This is a genomic window from Microbacterium sp. A93 (assembly GCF_051842835.1).
In genome coordinates this window covers 99,662-114,449 of record NZ_JBPXMT010000007.1, presented here as the reverse complement: position 1 = coordinate 114,449, position 14,788 = coordinate 99,662, and the positions used below count along the sequence as shown (strand labels likewise).

The 14,788-nt window shown below is 66.0% G+C and carries 16 protein-coding genes; 12 read left to right on the top strand and 4 right to left on the bottom strand.

Features of this window, described 5'->3' with window-relative positions:
* The first annotated feature begins 105 nt into the window (after positions 1-105).
* Positions 106-732, top strand: coding sequence for a TetR/AcrR family transcriptional regulator (locus tag ACSU1G_RS18175; RefSeq protein WP_439281383.1), 627 nt, complete (start codon positions 106-108; stop codon positions 730-732).
* A 63-nt stretch (positions 733-795) separates the two neighbouring features.
* Here the strand turns inward: ACSU1G_RS18175 and ACSU1G_RS18170 are convergent, their stop codons facing one another.
* Both ACSU1G_RS18170 and ACSU1G_RS18165 read right to left on the bottom strand, forming a co-directional pair.
* On the bottom strand, positions 796-1,764 hold the full coding sequence (locus ACSU1G_RS18170; RefSeq protein ID WP_439281382.1) for an o-succinylbenzoate synthase: 969 nt from the start codon (positions 1,762-1,764) through the stop codon (positions 796-798).
* 114 nt (positions 1,765-1,878) lie between these two features.
* The gene (locus tag ACSU1G_RS18165; protein ID WP_439281381.1) at positions 1,879-2,898 is read right to left on the bottom strand and encodes a GNAT family N-acetyltransferase; all 1,020 of its coding nucleotides are present in this window, start codon (positions 2,896-2,898) and stop codon (positions 1,879-1,881) included.
* A gap of 85 nt (positions 2,899-2,983) precedes the next feature.
* On the opposite strand from ACSU1G_RS18165, the gene ACSU1G_RS18160 reads away from it, so the two are divergent.
* From ACSU1G_RS18160 to ACSU1G_RS18130, 7 genes are all read left to right on the top strand, one after another.
* A complete protein-coding gene (locus ACSU1G_RS18160) occupies positions 2,984-3,331 on the top strand; it encodes a PadR family transcriptional regulator (protein WP_439281380.1) in 348 nt (115 codons plus the stop codon).
* Position 3,332: 1 nt separating this feature from the next.
* On the top strand, positions 3,333-4,322 hold the full coding sequence (locus ACSU1G_RS18155; RefSeq protein WP_439281379.1) for a permease prefix domain 1-containing protein: 990 nt from the start codon (positions 3,333-3,335) through the stop codon (positions 4,320-4,322).
* 9 nt (positions 4,323-4,331) lie between these two features.
* Positions 4,332-5,231, top strand: coding sequence for a 1,4-dihydroxy-2-naphthoyl-CoA synthase (locus tag ACSU1G_RS18150; protein WP_439281378.1), 900 nt, complete (start codon positions 4,332-4,334; stop codon positions 5,229-5,231).
* Between the two features lie 35 nt (positions 5,232-5,266).
* A complete protein-coding gene (locus ACSU1G_RS18145; RefSeq protein ID WP_439281377.1) occupies positions 5,267-6,439 on the top strand; it encodes an AMP-binding protein in 1,173 nt (390 codons plus the stop codon).
* Positions 6,440-6,577: 138 nt separating this feature from the next.
* The gene (locus ACSU1G_RS18140) at positions 6,578-7,369 is read left to right on the top strand and encodes a class I SAM-dependent methyltransferase (protein WP_439281376.1); all 792 of its coding nucleotides are present in this window, start codon (positions 6,578-6,580) and stop codon (positions 7,367-7,369) included.
* Between the two features lie 138 nt (positions 7,370-7,507).
* Positions 7,508-8,725 (top strand): sensor histidine kinase, encoded by a 1,218-nt coding sequence (locus ACSU1G_RS18135; protein ID WP_439281375.1) that lies wholly within the window; start codon positions 7,508-7,510, stop codon positions 8,723-8,725.
* On the top strand, positions 8,722-9,357 hold the full coding sequence (locus ACSU1G_RS18130; protein WP_439281374.1) for a response regulator: 636 nt from the start codon (positions 8,722-8,724) through the stop codon (positions 9,355-9,357). The genes ACSU1G_RS18135 and ACSU1G_RS18130 overlap by 4 nt, the downstream gene beginning before the upstream one ends.
* 45 nt (positions 9,358-9,402) lie before the next feature.
* On the opposite strand, the gene ACSU1G_RS18125 is transcribed toward ACSU1G_RS18130, so the two are convergent.
* Positions 9,403-10,278: a LysR family transcriptional regulator gene (locus ACSU1G_RS18125; RefSeq protein ID WP_439281373.1), complete on the bottom strand. Its 876-nt coding sequence runs from the start codon at positions 10,276-10,278 to the stop codon at positions 9,403-9,405.
* Positions 10,279-10,349: 71 nt separating this feature from the next.
* On the opposite strand from ACSU1G_RS18125, the gene ACSU1G_RS18120 reads away from it, so the two are divergent.
* The 4 genes from ACSU1G_RS18120 (at position 10,350) to ACSU1G_RS18105 (ending at position 13,535) form a co-directional block, all read left to right on the top strand.
* Positions 10,350-10,826, top strand: a complete 477-nt coding sequence (locus ACSU1G_RS18120; protein WP_439281372.1) for a carboxymuconolactone decarboxylase family protein — start codon at positions 10,350-10,352, stop codon at positions 10,824-10,826.
* A complete protein-coding gene (locus ACSU1G_RS18115) occupies positions 10,823-11,173 on the top strand; it encodes a nuclear transport factor 2 family protein (RefSeq protein ID WP_439281371.1) in 351 nt (116 codons plus the stop codon). The genes ACSU1G_RS18120 and ACSU1G_RS18115 overlap by 4 nt, the downstream gene beginning before the upstream one ends.
* Before the next feature lie 143 nt (positions 11,174-11,316).
* Positions 11,317-12,078: an ABC transporter ATP-binding protein gene (locus ACSU1G_RS18110; RefSeq protein WP_439281370.1), complete on the top strand. Its 762-nt coding sequence runs from the start codon at positions 11,317-11,319 to the stop codon at positions 12,076-12,078.
* On the top strand, positions 12,075-13,535 hold the full coding sequence (locus tag ACSU1G_RS18105; protein WP_439281369.1) for an FtsX-like permease family protein: 1,461 nt from the start codon (positions 12,075-12,077) through the stop codon (positions 13,533-13,535). Before ACSU1G_RS18110 ends, ACSU1G_RS18105 begins: the two co-directional genes overlap by 4 nt.
* Before the next feature lie 25 nt (positions 13,536-13,560).
* Here ACSU1G_RS18105 and ACSU1G_RS18100 read toward each other — a convergent pair whose 3' ends face one another.
* The gene (locus ACSU1G_RS18100) at positions 13,561-14,619 is read right to left on the bottom strand and encodes an NAD(P)-dependent alcohol dehydrogenase (RefSeq protein ID WP_439281368.1); all 1,059 of its coding nucleotides are present in this window, start codon (positions 14,617-14,619) and stop codon (positions 13,561-13,563) included.
* Between the last annotated feature and the right edge of the window lie 169 nt (positions 14,620-14,788).

Here is a 14,788-nt window from a genome sequence, read left to right as displayed (position 1 = left end):
GTGACAGAATGGATACAGGCATGTATCCGATACATCTGTGTATCCTACGGTGAGTTGTGCGTGCGAATCTGTGCGCCGGATGTGAAGGTGGGGGAGGAGGATTCGATGTCAGTTCCCGTGACGAGACGGCGTGAGAACACGCGTGCGCGCCTGCTGGACGCCGCATCTCAAGTGTTCGCGGAAGTGGGCCTCGAGGGTGCCAGCGTCGAGGCGATCTGCGAACGCGCGGGCTTCACGCGCGGCGCCTTCTACTCGAACTTCGAGTCGAAGGATGAGCTGTTCCTGCAGTTGACATCGGTCATCGCCGAGAGGCGGCTCGCGCTGGTGCGTTCGCGCATCGACGAGTTCGTTGAAGCTGGAGTGCTGAGCTACGACGCCGACCCGATTGACCTTGTGCGGCGCGTGATGGAATCCGGCGAGGATGATCGTCTCAGCGTCCTGATGATGAGTGAGATTCGCATCCGTGCACTGCGCGATGACGCGTTCGGTGCGGCGTACGTGCTGCAGGAACGTGAGCTTCGCGCCAGCATCCAACAGATCATTCAGGGCATCGTCGATGCTGGTCTCTTCGCGCTGCGCATTGATGTCGCGACTGCGGCGGGGCTTCTCATGATGGTCTGGGAGCACTCGATGGCACACGGTGCGATCGAGCGGCAGTCGGCTGCACAGCTGCAGCATTCCGGCAGTGAATCCCTGGGCGAACTGGTGAAGCTGATCGTCGTCGCGGACTGATCCGCACGGGGTGGAGGCGGCGAGCACCGCTCGCTGCAGGAGCGCTCGCTACAGCGCCGCTCGCTACAGGAGCGCGTGGCAGCGGCTCAGCCGCTCGAGCCACCAGTCTCGACGATCATCGGGTGCCGCGAGGTGATCGAGTCGCGCCGCATCTGGTGTCACACGGCCGACGGGAATCGCACCGTCGACAGGTGAGAGGTCGGCGACGTTCTCGACGAACAATGCCCCGGTTCCGAGGCCGCAGTCGAAGTCGAGCTGCGGAAGGCTCGCGGCAAGGGCTGCGCCCTGGCTGAGCCCGACGGCGGTGTCCAACGCGCTGGAGACCACTGCCGGAAGCCCTGATTCTGCGACGATGCGGAGGGCCCGGCGAATGCCACCGAGCGGCTGCGCCTTGATCACGATGAGGTCGGCGGCGCCGGCGCGGGCGACAGCGATCGGGTCCTCCGCCTTGCGGACGCTTTCGTCAGCGGCGATCGGGATGCCCATGTACTTCACGCGTGCGCGCAATTCGGCGAGCTCGTCGACGGTGGCGCATGGCTGCTCGGCGTATTCGAGGTCGTACTCGGCGAGAGCGTGGAGGGCCCGTTCGGCCTCGTCGACATTCCACGCACCGTTGGCATCGATGCGCACGCGCCCCTCCGGCCCCACCGCGTCGCGCGCGGCGTGCACACGAGCGATGTCGTCGCTCAGGTGCTGGCCGGGCTCTGCGACCTTGACCTTGGCTGTGCGGCATCCAGGAAAGCGCGCCAATACCTCGGCAACACGGGCGGCATCGACGGCAGGCACGGTGGCGTTGACGGGGATGCGGTCGCGCAGCGGCGTGGGTTGCGCATTCCAGGCGTAGTCGATCGCCGCGGCGAGCCAGACGGATGCCTCGGCATCCGCATATTCGACGAACGGCGAGAACTCGGCCCACCCCTCAGGCCCCTCGAACAGTAACGCCTCACGCACGTCGACACCGCGGAATCGGGTGGTCATCGGCAATGCGACGACGCGGGCGGTACCGAGCAACTCTGCGAGCGGGACGTTCATGTCCCCATCATGCACTCGCGGAGTGCCGAATCCCAGATGCAGAGTGATCAGCGCGGCGTGTCATACGGCCGACACGCCGTGGCGCCGCGGGCCTGTCTGGGAATCGGCCGCCAGTCAGGTCAAACGCTTCTGGAGCTCGCCCATGCGCTCGGACGGGGCGAAGCCGAGGTGCGTGTTGATAGCGAGCATGTGCTCGTTCACTCCGGCGTTGTAGGTATAGACCGAGGTCACGGTGGGGGCGTGGGTCTGCAGCATCCGCAGGTTGGCGATCTTCACGGCCATGCCGAGTCGGTGTCCGCGTGCGGCGCGGTGAACGAGCGTGCCCCACTGGTACGCGTTCCCGTCATCCCCGGATACGACGAGCTGCGTGTAAGCGACGGCTCGACCGGCGGCATCCAGAGCGATTGTGCTGTAGCTGGTGCGATTCTGCTGGACGAGCAGCGCCTCGGTCTCGCGCACGTCGGCGACGTCGGCAGTGCGGGCTTCGAGATCGAGTTCGCCGACTGGCGCTTCCGTGTCGATCGCGGCATCCAACTCTGCCCATTCGGCGACGACCTCCTCCGGCACGGGGCCGACCCACGAGCGCAGTGTGTAGCCGGCGGAGTGTGCGGATGCGTCGGTCTCGAGCCCATCGAGTAGCGCAGCGTCGACGGGCAGTCGGAGCCGGCTCTGCACGTCGCCGAGCGCGAGTGCGTATCCGTGGCGTCGGGCGAACTCGCGGCCCGGAATTCCCGCACCGTCAACGCCCGCGGCATACGGCCAGGATGTCTCGCCGTTCAGGATGCTGCGTCTGGCGGCTTGTGCGTCGCCTTCCAGCAGCGTCAGCACGGCGCTGCCGATCCCGCGTCGTCGCAGCGCCGGTGTGACATGCACGCCGATGCTGGCGCTACGCACATTGTCACGCAGTGGCAGGGCGAGCCGGGCGGATGCGACGACTTCACCGTCGATGCGCGCAAGGTACGCGCGCCGCTCGATCGTGTCGGTACGCTGCTGCAGTTCGAGGCGTGATTCCTCGAGCGTCCACACCGGGGTGTCTGCTCCGCGATCGGCGCGCTCGGCGGTCGCGTAGATCTCCCACCAGGTGTCCACGGCTGCGGCGTCGAAAGGGTCGATTCGGGTGAGGTGCACATGCATGTGATCGACGTTAGTCGATTGGATCAGTGGCCTGATATTAATGTGCCATTGACTATAGTGTGTGAGACACAGTAATGTGGTGAACATGAACGAGACGCTCGATACGCATCTGCAGGAACTGCGGCGCGGCACGGTGGTGCTCGCGTGCCTGCAGTTGCTGCGGAGTCCTGGCTACGGCTACGCGCTGCTCGAAGAACTCGGGCGCCGCGGCTTCGCCACCGACGCCAACACGTTGTACCCGCTGCTTCGCCGTCTGGAGAAGCAGGAGTACCTCACCAGCGAGTGGAACACCGAAGAAGCGCGCCCCCGCAAGTTCTATCGCACCTCAGACGCCGGCATCCGGCTCGCCGACACACTCACCCAGGACTGGCTCGCGCTCACTGCCGCGATCGCCACGCTCACCTCCACAACTTCAGGCACAGAGGAGAACTGAAATGACCTCCACACTCACCGAGCGGTACATCGCCGCCGTCACAAAGTCTTTGAACCCCACCGCGCAGGATGACGTGCGTACTGAGCTCGAAGCATCCATCGCGGATGCCGTCGACGCGCGTCTCGAGCAGGGGCAAACACAAGAGGATGCCGAGCGCACCGTGCTCACGGAACTCGGCGATCCGGCCGCGCTCGCCGCAGGATTCGCCGACCGCCCGCTGCACCTGATCGGCCCGCGCTACTACCTCACCTGGTGGCGACTGCTGAAGTTGCTGCTGTGCATCGTCCCGGCTGTTGCGGCATTCGGCATCGCCCTGGCTGCGGTTCTCGCAGGAGGGTCCGTGGGTGAAGTCATCGGTCAGGTCGTCGGCATCACCATCAGCGTCGGCGTGCACGTCTGCTTCTGGACCACGCTCGTCTTCTTCATATTGGAGCGCACCGGGGCTGACACAGGGGTGCGCTGGGACGTCGACCAACTGCCGGAGCCTGCGGTGAATGGAGTGGGACGTGCCGATCTCATCGCATCGCTGTTCTTCCTCGCAATCGGAATCGGAGCGATCTTCTGGGATCAATTCCTCGGATTCTTCCAGACGGGCGGCGATCCCATCCCGCTGCTGAACCCCGCACTCTGGCCGGGATGGATCACGGTGCTGTTCGCGCTTATCGTCGCCGAGGTCCTGCTCGCAGTTGCCATTTACGCGCGGGGTCGCTGGACTACTGGGCTCGCTGTGATCAACACTGCTCTCGCGGTTCTGTTCGCGTCGTGGGCGCTGACGCTGCTCGGGCGCGGAGAGCTCGTCAACCCGGAGTTCTTGGATTTCGTCGTGCGGGCTGGCGGCGAGGGCTTTGCGCAGGGCCAGGAGGCGTCAGCCGAGCAAGGCGGCGTCTTCGGAATCCTCGCAGCGATTACCGGCATCTGCCTGGTGTTCTTCCCGGCATGGGACATCATCGACGGCTGGCGCAAGGCACGCCGCGCGGCAGTCCAGGCATAGGCTGGGCTCATGGTCTCCGAGCTTTTCGATCCTGCGGAATGGGTGCTTGCGCCCGGCGCCGAGGACTACACCGACATCACCGCGCACGTCTCTGTCGATGGCGGTGTCGCCCGCATCGCGTTCAACCGGCCGGAGGTACGCAACGCCTTCCGCCCGCACACGGTCGACGAGCTGTATCGGGCACTCGACATCGCGCGGCAGGATCCGAAGATCGGCGCAGTGCTGCTCACCGGCAACGGCCCGAGCGCGAAGGACGGCGGCTGGGCGTTCTGCTCGGGTGGCGACCAGCGCATCCGCGGACGCGACGGCTACAAGTATTCCGAGGACGAGACTGCGGTCGCCAACCCGGCTCGCGCCGGACGCCTGCACATTCTCGAGGTGCAGCGGCTGATCCGCTTCATGCCGAAGGTCGTCATCGCTGTGATTCCCGGCTGGGCGGCCGGCGGCGGGCATTCGCTGCACATCGTCTGCGACCTGTCGATCGCATCCGCCGAGCACGGCAAGTTCAAGCAGACGGATGCCGACGTCGGCAGCTTCGACGCCGGATACGGCTCGGCATATATGGCGCGCCAGACCGGGCAGAAGATTGCCCGTGAGGTGTTCTTCCTGGCCGAGGAGTATTCCGCGCAGCGCGCATATGAGATGGGTTCGGTGAACCGCGTCGTGCCGCACGAGGAACTCGAACGCGAGGCGCTGAAGATGGCGCGCACCGTGCTGACGAAGTCGCCGACGGCGATCCGCATGCTGAAGTTCGCGTTCAACGCGGTCGATGACGGGATGATGGGCCAACAGGTGTTCGCGGGCGAGGCGACGCGCCTGGCCTACGGCACCGACGAAGCGGTCGAGGGCCGCGACTCCTTCCTGGAGAAGCGCGATCCCGACTGGTCCCCTTTCCCGTACCACTTCTGACCACACCCCCTCACACAGCTCGCGAGACTTCACTTATGTCCCAGATTGACCCCGAAAACAGCACACACGCGAAGTCTCGCGCGCTGATTTCGACGGACGGGGAAGATCCACTTGCCTTGTTGGGTGCGCTGAGGGGGGCACTGGACGGCGGGCCGGCCCTCGGGCTCGGGATGCTGGGTGATCGGCCAGACACCGTCGCTGACGGCACGGCCGCGGTGATCGGTACCTCGGGATCAAGTGGCATCCCCAAACGAGTGGTCGTGAGTGCCGAGGCGTTGCGTGCCGGCGCCGAGGCGACTGCGAGCCGGATCGGGACAGGCCGCTGGCTGCTCGCACTTCCCGCCGGATACGTCGCAGGGCTCCAGGTGCTGGTCAGATCAATTCTCTCGGGCACGACACCAGTGACGCTGGACGGCGGATTCTCGCCTCGGTCCTTCGCCGAGGCGACGCTGCCAATGCTTCGTACCGGCACCGAGCAGCTGTTCACTTCGCTCGTGCCCGCTCAGGTGTCGACACTTCTCGAAGCAGCAGAGGAAGACACGACGGTACTCGCCGCACTCCAGGCATACCAGGCGATTCTCGTCGGCGGGCAGGCGCTGCCTGAGCCCGTGCGCGAGCGCGCGGCGGAGATGGGCGCACGTCTTGTGCGCACCTACGGTTCGACCGAGACGAGCGGCGGATGCGTGTACGACGGCATCCCGCTGGAGACCGTTGCTGTGAAGACTGTCGAGGGGGAGTTGCGTATCGCCGGCCCCATGCTCGCCGATGGATACCTCGGTGACCCCGGCCTCACAGCGCGCACTTTCGTGCGCGATGAGCACGGCATCCGCTGGTATCGCACTGGCGACCTGGGCATCGTCGAGGACGGCGTCGTGCGCGTGCATGGCCGGGCCGACAATGTGATCGTGTCTGGCGGTGTCAATATTTCGCTCGATCGTGTCGAACGGCTGGTTCGCAGCATCCCGGGGCTCACCGGTGCTGTGGTTGTCGGCGTCGAGGACGAGCGATGGGGCGAAGCATCTGTGATCGTTGCCGCGCGCGGCGAGGCGCTGCGCCGAAGCGAGGCCGAACAGCTCGAGCATGCGCGCGAGGTCGTCGCTGCAGAGTTGGGCAAGCCCGCGCGTCCCGCGCGCCTGGTGATCGTCGACGAGATCGCCACCTTGGCATCCGGCAAGCCCGACCGCGAGGCCGTCCGCCGCCTGCTCTAAAAACCCCTTGCGAGTGGGCGTTTGTGGCTCCACTTTTGCCGGAAAAGCAGCCACGCGCGCCCACTCGCAAGGGGTCGCAGGGGTCGCAGGGGTCGCAAGGGTGGGAAGGGGTGGGAAGGGGCGTGGGATGCTGGAGGGATGGCGAACTACACCCACGGACACCACGAGTCGGTGCTGCGCTCGCACAGCAACCGGACGATCGCGAACTCGGCGGAGTACCTTCGCCCGCACCTGAATGCTGATGCGCGACTTCTCGACGTCGGTGCGGGACCGGGCACGATCACGGTCGAGTTCGCACAGCACGTCGCCCAGGTCACCGCGACCGAGATCGGACCGGCCGAGCTGGCACTCTCGCAGAAGCTCGCCGCTGAGTCGGGCGCGGCGAACATCGACTTCTCGATCGAAGACGTGCACGCGCTGAGCTTCGCTGACAACTCTTTCGACATCGTGCACACGCACCAGGTGCTGCAGCATGTCGCTGATCCGGTGCAGGCGCTGCGCGAGATGCGACGGGTCACGAAGCCCGGCGGAATCGTCGCTGCGCGCGACGCCGATTATGCCGGCTTTGTCTGGTTCCCGCTGCTGCCCGAACTCGACGAGTGGCTGCGGCTGTACCGGGCTGCGGCGCGCGCGAACGGCGGGGAACCGGATGCCGGACGCCGACTACTCTCGTGGGCTCGGGCTGCGGGGTTCGAAGACGTCACGGCGACAGCATCCACCTGGTGCTATGCGACGCCAGAGGAGCGCGCATGGTGGGGCGGCATGTGGGCCGACCGCATCCTCGAATCAGCGCTCGCACGCCAACTCGTCGACAGCAAGATGGCGACCGGCGCAGACCTCCAGCGCATCAGCACCGCGTGGCGTGCCTGGGCGGACGACGGAGACGGCTGGTATCTCCTGCCGCACGGCGAGATCATCGCTCGCGCGTGATCTGTGCCCGCGCGTGATCTGTGCTCGCGAGACTTCGTGAATGTCACGAAACCGGGCAGAGAACGTGACACACGTGAAGTTTCGCGGATACATCTTCCGGCGGATGCCGGTGGGCGCACGCTCGCGTAGCGTGAGAGGGTGATCCGTCCGCTGTCTCGCACCTCGCTCGTCCTCGACATCGTCGGGGCGTTCGTGTCGTTCGCGATACTGACACTGACATCGCTGGCGTTCTACGGGTCCGGAAACCTCAGCACGACAATGACTGAGGCCGTCGGCATTATCGCCCTGGTCATCGCAGGGTTGCTGCAGTTCGGCGCCGTCGCGATCGGACGACTTGCGCCGGGTATCGCGCTCATCGCCGCGTGGGCTGGAGCCATCGTGCAGATGTCGGGGGGTCTCGGCCCAATGCCGATCAACCTCGCGATCCTGGGGGTGCTGTACGCCACTGCCGCATGGGGGACGACGCGCGTCTTCTGGGCGGGGCTTGCTTCTTCTTTCGCCGGCGGCATCATCGCTGCCGCATACGTCGTGTTCGTCAGCGGCCTGGCCGCATCCGGACTCGTCGGCCGAATCACCACCTTCGTGCTGCTCGTCGTCATGAGTATTCTCGCGCTCGGCTCACCCTGGCTCGGAGGCTTTGGATGGCGCATGGTGCTGCGCTGGCGCGCCAGCCGCGAGGCGCAGGCGATCGCCGAGCTCTCTGCAGCGGAAGAACAGGAACGGGTGCGCATCGCACGCGACATGCACGACATCGTCGCGCATTCGCTGGCGGTGATCGTGGCTCAATCTGACGGGGCCCGCTATGCCGCGGCATCCGATCCTCAGGTTGCCACCGAGGCACTCGGCACGATTGCGCAGACCGCGCGCTCGGCGCTGTCGGATGTGCGGATGCTGCTCACACAGCTCCGCCACCGCCAGGGTGACGGACCCCAACCCACCATCGCCGACCTCGAGCAGTTGTTCGCGCAGGTGCGGCAGTCGGGGCTGGATCCGCGCGTCACGGTCGATCCGATGCCACCGGGGGAGCCGCCGGCGGCGATTCAGCTCGCGGTGTACCGCATCCTGCAGGAGGCATTGACGAACGCGATCAGGCATGGCGCGGGCGGCGCTGGCGCCGTGGTCGATGTGCGACTCGCGTGGCTATCTGACCGTGTCGATCTCGAGGTGCGCAACGCCGTCGCCCCTGCGGCGCCGGGAGCACCCGGCGGGCACGGCCTGGTCGGTATGCGCGAGCGCGCGCAGCTCATCGGCGGTTCACTCACCGCTGCGCGCGACGGCGACGAGTTCGTCGTTCGGGGAACATTACCGATCGGAACCGCCTCAGACGGTTTCGACGTTTCGGAAGGAAACGCATGATCCGCGTACTACTCGTCGATGACCAGGCGCTGTTCCGTGCTGGCATCCGGATGCTGATTTCATCTCAGCCCGACATGGAAGTCGTCGCGGAGGCGGGCAACGGGCAGGAGGCGCTCGCCGCGGTCGCGCAGTCGACGCCGGATGTCGTCCTCATGGACATTCGGATGCCGGTGATGGATGGGTTGACCGCGACCGCAGAACTTCTCAAGGCGCCGGACGCGCCAAAGGTCGTGATGCTCACGACGTTCGATCTGGATGAAGCTGCGGCACGAGCCATTCGTCAGGGTGCGAGCGGGTTCCTGTTGAAGGATGCCGAACCCGAGTTCCTGCTCGCGGCGATCCGCACTGTCGATTCCGGGTCGAACGTGATCGCGGCATCCGCCACCCGCGAGCTGTTCGCGCACTTCACCGAGCAGACGAAGCCGGTGCCCGCGCGATTCTCCGCGCTCACCGGTCGAGAGCAGGAGATCTTCGCGCTCGCCGCCCGTGGCCTGTCGAACGCCGAGATCGCGGGACGGGAGTTTCTCAGCGAGGCGACCGTGAAGACGCACATCAGCCGGATCCTCGCCAAGCTCACACTGCGCGACCGCGTGCAACTGGTGGTCTTCGCCTTCGAGCACGGGCTGGCGTAGGAGGCGACCGGGCCGCACGAGCGCTGGTGCCCTGCCCACAGGGGTTTAGTCGAGTTGAGGGCTCTGATTTTCGGGCAGCAGCCTGCCCAGCAGCGCACGAGTGGCGTGCGTTGGGCCGGTGCGCCACGCCACGCCGAGGCGTGAACGCGCTGCAGGGGCATCGATCGGCACGGCACGGACGCCCTTCCACTCGCTCGCGGTCGTTTCGCTGACGATTCCGACCCCGAGTCCGCGCACCGCGAGCATCTCCACGAAGGACGGCGTGGACACTTCCCAGCGCGGAGCCGATGCGGGCAGTATCGCGTCGAGCGCAGCGCGGACACCGGTCCCCGCGGGCAGAGTGATCAGGTCGGCGTCAACGAGCTCGGCCACGCGGATGCTACGGCGAGACGCCCACGGATGCTCAGGCGCGACGACGGCGACGAGGGCGTCGTCGAACACGATGGTCGACTGCAGCCCTTCGGGTTGCTCGCCGGTCCAGGCCGCGATTGCAAGATCGCTCTCACCACGGCGCACCGCTGCGAGGATGTCGTCGGACGTGCCCTCATTCACGCGAATATCGATGCCTGGATGATCTTGGTGCAACTGGGCGAGTGCATCGAAGAACCGCGACCATCCGAGTCCGGTCACCGTCCCCACCCGCAGTGACCCCGTGACGAGACCGCGTAGGTCGTCGGCAGCCGTGCGCACCTCGCCGACTGCGTTGAGTGCGGCGCGGAACGTGGGGATCAGGCGCTCGCCTTCTGGGGTGAGTGTGACCCGACGGGTGGATCGATCGAATAGTGCGACGCCTAGTTCGCGCTCAAGTTTCTGCACCTGAGCGCTGATGCCGGACTGGCTGACGTGGACGGCATCGGCGGCCGCGGTGAAGGAGCCGGCATCGACCACGGCAAGGGCATAACGCAACTGATGAAGTTCCATATCTTAAACAGATGGTACAGATCAGAACAAGCTGTTGGACAGATGATGGTAGCGGCAGTGAGGCTGTAGGTATGAACACTGATCCCATTGGCATCCTCACGCGCCTTGACTTCGATACCGTCGCCCCGCATTTCTCCAAGGTGCTCGCCGCGCTCGATGCGGCCGCGACGCGCGAGCTGGACGAGGCGGGCATTGAGCCGCTGCTGCGCGAACTCGTCCGCATCCGTGCCTCACAGCTGAACGGCTGCAGTTACTGCGTCGACTTGCATACGTCTGACGCGTCGACGAGGGGCGAGCACCCGCGCCGACTGGCGGCCGTGGCAGTCTGGCCGGAGTCCGCGCTGTTCACCAGGCGGGAACGTGCCGCTCTCACGCTGACAGAGAGCATGACGCGATTGTCCGAGACACACGTGCCTGATGAGGCATGGACAACCGCTGCGACGGTGTTTTCCCCAGAAGAACTGGGAGCGCTCGTCTCACTCATCGTCGTCATCAACGCCTGGAACGGCGTCGGCGTCTCGACGCGCGCCTGGACGGTGACCCTGTGACCGGCGCGGAGGCGACCAGCCGTGCGGCGACGATCTATTTCGATGCATGGCGTGACCGCGACTTCGACCTGTTGCGGACGGTGCTCGCTGACGACGTCGAATTCGCCGGGGTACTCGGATCAGCGCACGGTGCCGACGAATGCATCGCAGGGCTGCGCGGCATGGCGGAAGGGGTCATGGACGACCTCGTGCTGCACGCGCGCGTGGTCGAGGGGCAGGATGCCATGACCTGGTTCGACCTCGTCGCCAAGAACGGCGCTGTGGTGCCGACCGTGAACTGGAGTCACGTCGAAAACGGCCTGATCACCCGCATCCGGGTCACATTCGACCCTCGCCCGCTGCTCTGATAAGTCTCGCGAAACTTCGCGTATGTCACCGAGAACGCGCGTTCGGATGACACGGGCGAAGTCTCGCGGATCATCCTTGGGATGTAGGCGGATGCTACGCGCGGGCGATGTGCGGAGCATCCGCTCTTCGTAACGTCGTAGGTATGGAGATCACGACCAGCGACCTCGGGCTCGCAGCCCGCGTCCAGCACCTGACCAAGTCCTATGGCGCAGGCGAAGGCACAGTCACGGCTCTCGACGACATCAGCGTGGGCATCCGTCGCGGACAGTTCACGGCGATCATGGGGCCGAGTGGTTCTGGCAAGTCCACGCTCATGCACATCATGGCCGGGCTGGATGCTCCGACCGAGGGGCGCGCCTGGATCGGCGACACCGACATCACCGGCCTCAACGACCTTGATTTGACCATCCTCCGACGTCGCCGGGTCGGCTTCATCTTCCAGGCTTTCAACCTGGTGCCGACCCTCGATGCCCTCGGCAACATCTTGCTGCCATTCGAGCTCGATGGGCGTCGGCCCACAGCGATTGAGCGCGCCCGGATCGACGGTCTCATCGAGCGGCTCGGACTCGCGACCCGGCTCGGTCACCGCCCGCATCAGCTCTCCGGTGGTCAGCAGCAGCGCGTGGCAATCGCGCGCGCGCTCGCGACTGCCCCCGACCTCGTCTTCGCCGATGAGCCGACCGGAAACCTCGACTCGGCAACAGGCCGGGAGGTGCTGCAACTACTCGCCACGGCGAGCCGGGAGCACGGCCAGTCGATCGCGATGGTCACACACGACGCGATCGCCGCGAGCCGCGCCGACCGGGTGCTCTTCCTCGGCGACGGCCGGATCGTCGCCGATCATCCGCGACAGAGCGCCGAGGAGATCTCGGCATACATGCTTGCCGCAGAGGTGGCAGCATGAGCGCGGTCGCCACGTTCGTTCCCGAGTCGACGGCCACCGGCCCGCGGTTCGGCTGGCTGCGCGATCGGGGGATGGGTGCCAGCATTCTCGTTGCCGCACTCTCGTCAGGCTTCGGCGTTGTGCTCGTCGAAGCCACCGCGTACATCGGCGTAATGCTGAAGTCGGATCCCTACATCGGCGACAGTGGCACGCTTGCCGTGGTCGTCTCGATCCTCACAGTGCTGCTTATCGGAGTGGCGCTCTACGTTGCGGCGATCGTTACGGCGAACACATTCTCGACGATCATCGCCGGCCGCACCCGACGCATCGCTCTGATGCGGCTGATCGGAGCGAGCGCGCGCTCGCAGCGGGCAGAAGTGGCGCGGCAGGGACTTGTCGTCGGCGTGATCGGAGCCGTACAGGGGCTGATCGTGGGCCTGCTGCTCGCGGCATCCGGTGTGTACATCGCGGACAGATTCCTCGGTGAAGTGTCGGAGTTCACGATGACTCAGCCGGCGATCTTCATCCCGGCGGTCGGCGTCGCGCTGACGACGTGGGCGGCCGCGTGGAGTGGTTCGCGCCGCGTGCTCGCGGTGACGCCGTTGCAGGCGATCGGTGGATCCGTTGAGCGTTCGCATGAGGATGCTGCGGCACGCCCCACGCGGCACGTCGGGGCTCTGCTGTTGCTGATCTCCGGCGCTGCGCTGCTCGTCTTCGGAATCCTGGTGGGACTTTCCACGCCGCTCGGCGTCGTTATTGCGTTCCTGGGCGGACTGCTCTCATTCACCGGCCTGTCAATCGGGGCGGTGCTGGTGATGCCGCCATTGCTGCGACTGGTAGGACAACTGTTCGGCCGCTCGGCGACAGCGAGGCTCGCGGCCGAGAACGCCCTGCGGTATCCAGAGCGCTCGAGCCGCATGGCCATCGGCGTGGTGATGGGTGTGACGCTGGTGACGATGTTTGCCGTGGCACTCGAGTCGGTGAAGGTACTGCTGGTGAAGGCTGCTGGCGGTGAACTCGACCCGCAGTTCGCAGTGATCATGGACAGTTTTGCGGCCGTCATGATGGTGCTGGTCGGAATCTCGGCGGTCATCGCCGGAGTCGGGCTCGTGAATCTGCTGACGATTGGTGTGGTGCAGCGGCGGCGGGAGCTTGGGCTGCTGCGGGCCATCGGCCTGTCGAATCGGCAGGTGCGGCAGATGATCCTGCTGGAGGCGCTGCACGTGACGATCACGGCGACTGCCACGGGCCTCGTTCTGGGGGTCCTGTACGGGTGGATCGCGGCGCAGTCGCTGCTCGGATCGGTGCGAATGCCCCCGGACTTCGAAGCGACCGCTGGGCTCGTGGCACCGGCGGTGCCGTGGGTGCCCATCGTCGTGATCGTCATCGCGACAGTCGTACTGACCCTGGTAGCGGCTGCGACCCCCACGCGCCTTGCGACGCGAGTTGCTCCCGTCGAGGCCCTCGCCGTCGACTGAGAACCCGCGCGGCGCGCGGGGTGCGTCAGACGCGGTGCGGCTCGACGATCGACTTGATCGTCGCCGGGTCGGCGGTGGATTCCAGTGCGTCTTGCGCCTGTTCGAGCGTGAACGTGCCGGTGACCATGGCATCGAGATCGACCTGTCCGGTGGCGGCGAGTGCGATTGCCGCGGGCCAGGTGTTTGCGTAGCGGAAGACACCGGTGAGGATCAGCTCGTGAGACTGGATCCGCCCCACAGGGAGCGGAAGCGTGCTCTGCCCCATGCCCACGAGCACCGCACGGCCGCCCGGGCGCAATGCCTCGATGCCGCTCCACACGGCAGGCGCTGCCCCCGACGCATCGATGAACGAATCGGCATTCAGGCTCGCGATAGCAGAAGCATCCGCGCTCGGGTCGAGCACTGAGGTCGCACCGAACTTCAGCGCGGAAGCGCGGCGCCCCTCGCTGATATCGGTGACGATGATCTCGGCAGCGCCGGATGCACGCGCTACCTGCGCCAGCGCCAGTCCGACCGGGCCGGCGCCCGTGATGAGCACTCGATCGCCTGCCGTGATGCACGCTTTTCGTGCGGATGCCACGGCGACGGAGAGCGGCTCCAAGAGTGCCGCTGCCCAATCGCTGACGGCATCCGGGATCTCGTGGGCGAAATGACTCTGGATCGTCACGTACTCCTGGAATGCTCCGTCGGTGCCAGGGATCGCATAGAACTTCATCGCTGGGTCGAGGTTGTAATCGCCGCGCAGCGACTCCGCCGATTGCGTCGAAGGATGCTGCGGCTCCACCGAAACGCGCTGCCCGATCCTCGTCGGGCTGACGTGGGCTCCGACGGCGACGATGACTCCGCCGGACTCATGGCCGAGCACGAGGGGGCCGTCCAGGGTCCAGTCTCCGAGGTGACCGTCCTTGTAGAAGTGCACATCCGAGCCGCACACGCCGACCGCAGTGACGCGCACGAGTACCTCGTCGGCTGCGGGGGTGGGCGTAGGACGCTGCTGCATCACGACCTCGCCGGCCTTCACCAGCACGCTCGCGCGCATCGTCGGTGTCGGGCGGGGGGAGATGCCTTCAACAGCGCTGGTCATGATGCCTCTTCCTCATGCGTCACATTCGAATTTCTCATGCGTCACATTCGAAGTTGACATCCGAATGTGATGTTTCTATGTTGAATATAACGTAGTTACGTGTCAAGATCACAGGGAACCTAACATAGGCCCGTGACGAAAGCCGATGGCGGCGAAAGCACAAACAGGA

Excerpts from the sequence above, each read along its gene's own strand:
- ACSU1G_RS18175 (WP_439281383.1), top strand. The coding sequence starts at position 106 with ATGTCAGTTCCCGTGACGAGACGGCGTGAGAACACGCGTGCGCGCCTG.
- ACSU1G_RS18170 (WP_439281382.1), bottom strand. The coding sequence starts at position 1,764 with ATGAACGTCCCGCTCGCAGAGTTGCTCGGTACCGCCCGCGTCGTCGCA.
- ACSU1G_RS18165 (WP_439281381.1), bottom strand. The coding sequence starts at position 2,898 with ATGCATGTGCACCTCACCCGAATCGACCCTTTCGACGCCGCAGCCGTG.
- ACSU1G_RS18160 (WP_439281380.1), top strand. The coding sequence starts at position 2,984 with ATGAACGAGACGCTCGATACGCATCTGCAGGAACTGCGGCGCGGCACG.
- ACSU1G_RS18155 (WP_439281379.1), top strand. The coding sequence starts at position 3,333 with ATGACCTCCACACTCACCGAGCGGTACATCGCCGCCGTCACAAAGTCT.
- ACSU1G_RS18150 (WP_439281378.1), top strand. The coding sequence starts at position 4,332 with ATGGTCTCCGAGCTTTTCGATCCTGCGGAATGGGTGCTTGCGCCCGGC.
- ACSU1G_RS18145 (WP_439281377.1), top strand. The coding sequence starts at position 5,267 with ATGTCCCAGATTGACCCCGAAAACAGCACACACGCGAAGTCTCGCGCG.
- ACSU1G_RS18140 (WP_439281376.1), top strand. The coding sequence starts at position 6,578 with ATGGCGAACTACACCCACGGACACCACGAGTCGGTGCTGCGCTCGCAC.
- ACSU1G_RS18130 (WP_439281374.1), top strand. The coding sequence starts at position 8,722 with ATGATCCGCGTACTACTCGTCGATGACCAGGCGCTGTTCCGTGCTGGC.
- ACSU1G_RS18125 (WP_439281373.1), bottom strand. The coding sequence starts at position 10,278 with ATGGAACTTCATCAGTTGCGTTATGCCCTTGCCGTGGTCGATGCCGGC.
- ACSU1G_RS18120 (WP_439281372.1), top strand. The coding sequence starts at position 10,350 with ATGAACACTGATCCCATTGGCATCCTCACGCGCCTTGACTTCGATACC.
- ACSU1G_RS18110 (WP_439281370.1), top strand. The coding sequence starts at position 11,317 with ATGGAGATCACGACCAGCGACCTCGGGCTCGCAGCCCGCGTCCAGCAC.
- ACSU1G_RS18105 (WP_439281369.1), top strand. The coding sequence starts at position 12,075 with ATGAGCGCGGTCGCCACGTTCGTTCCCGAGTCGACGGCCACCGGCCCG.
- ACSU1G_RS18100 (WP_439281368.1), bottom strand. The coding sequence starts at position 14,619 with ATGACCAGCGCTGTTGAAGGCATCTCCCCCCGCCCGACACCGACGATG.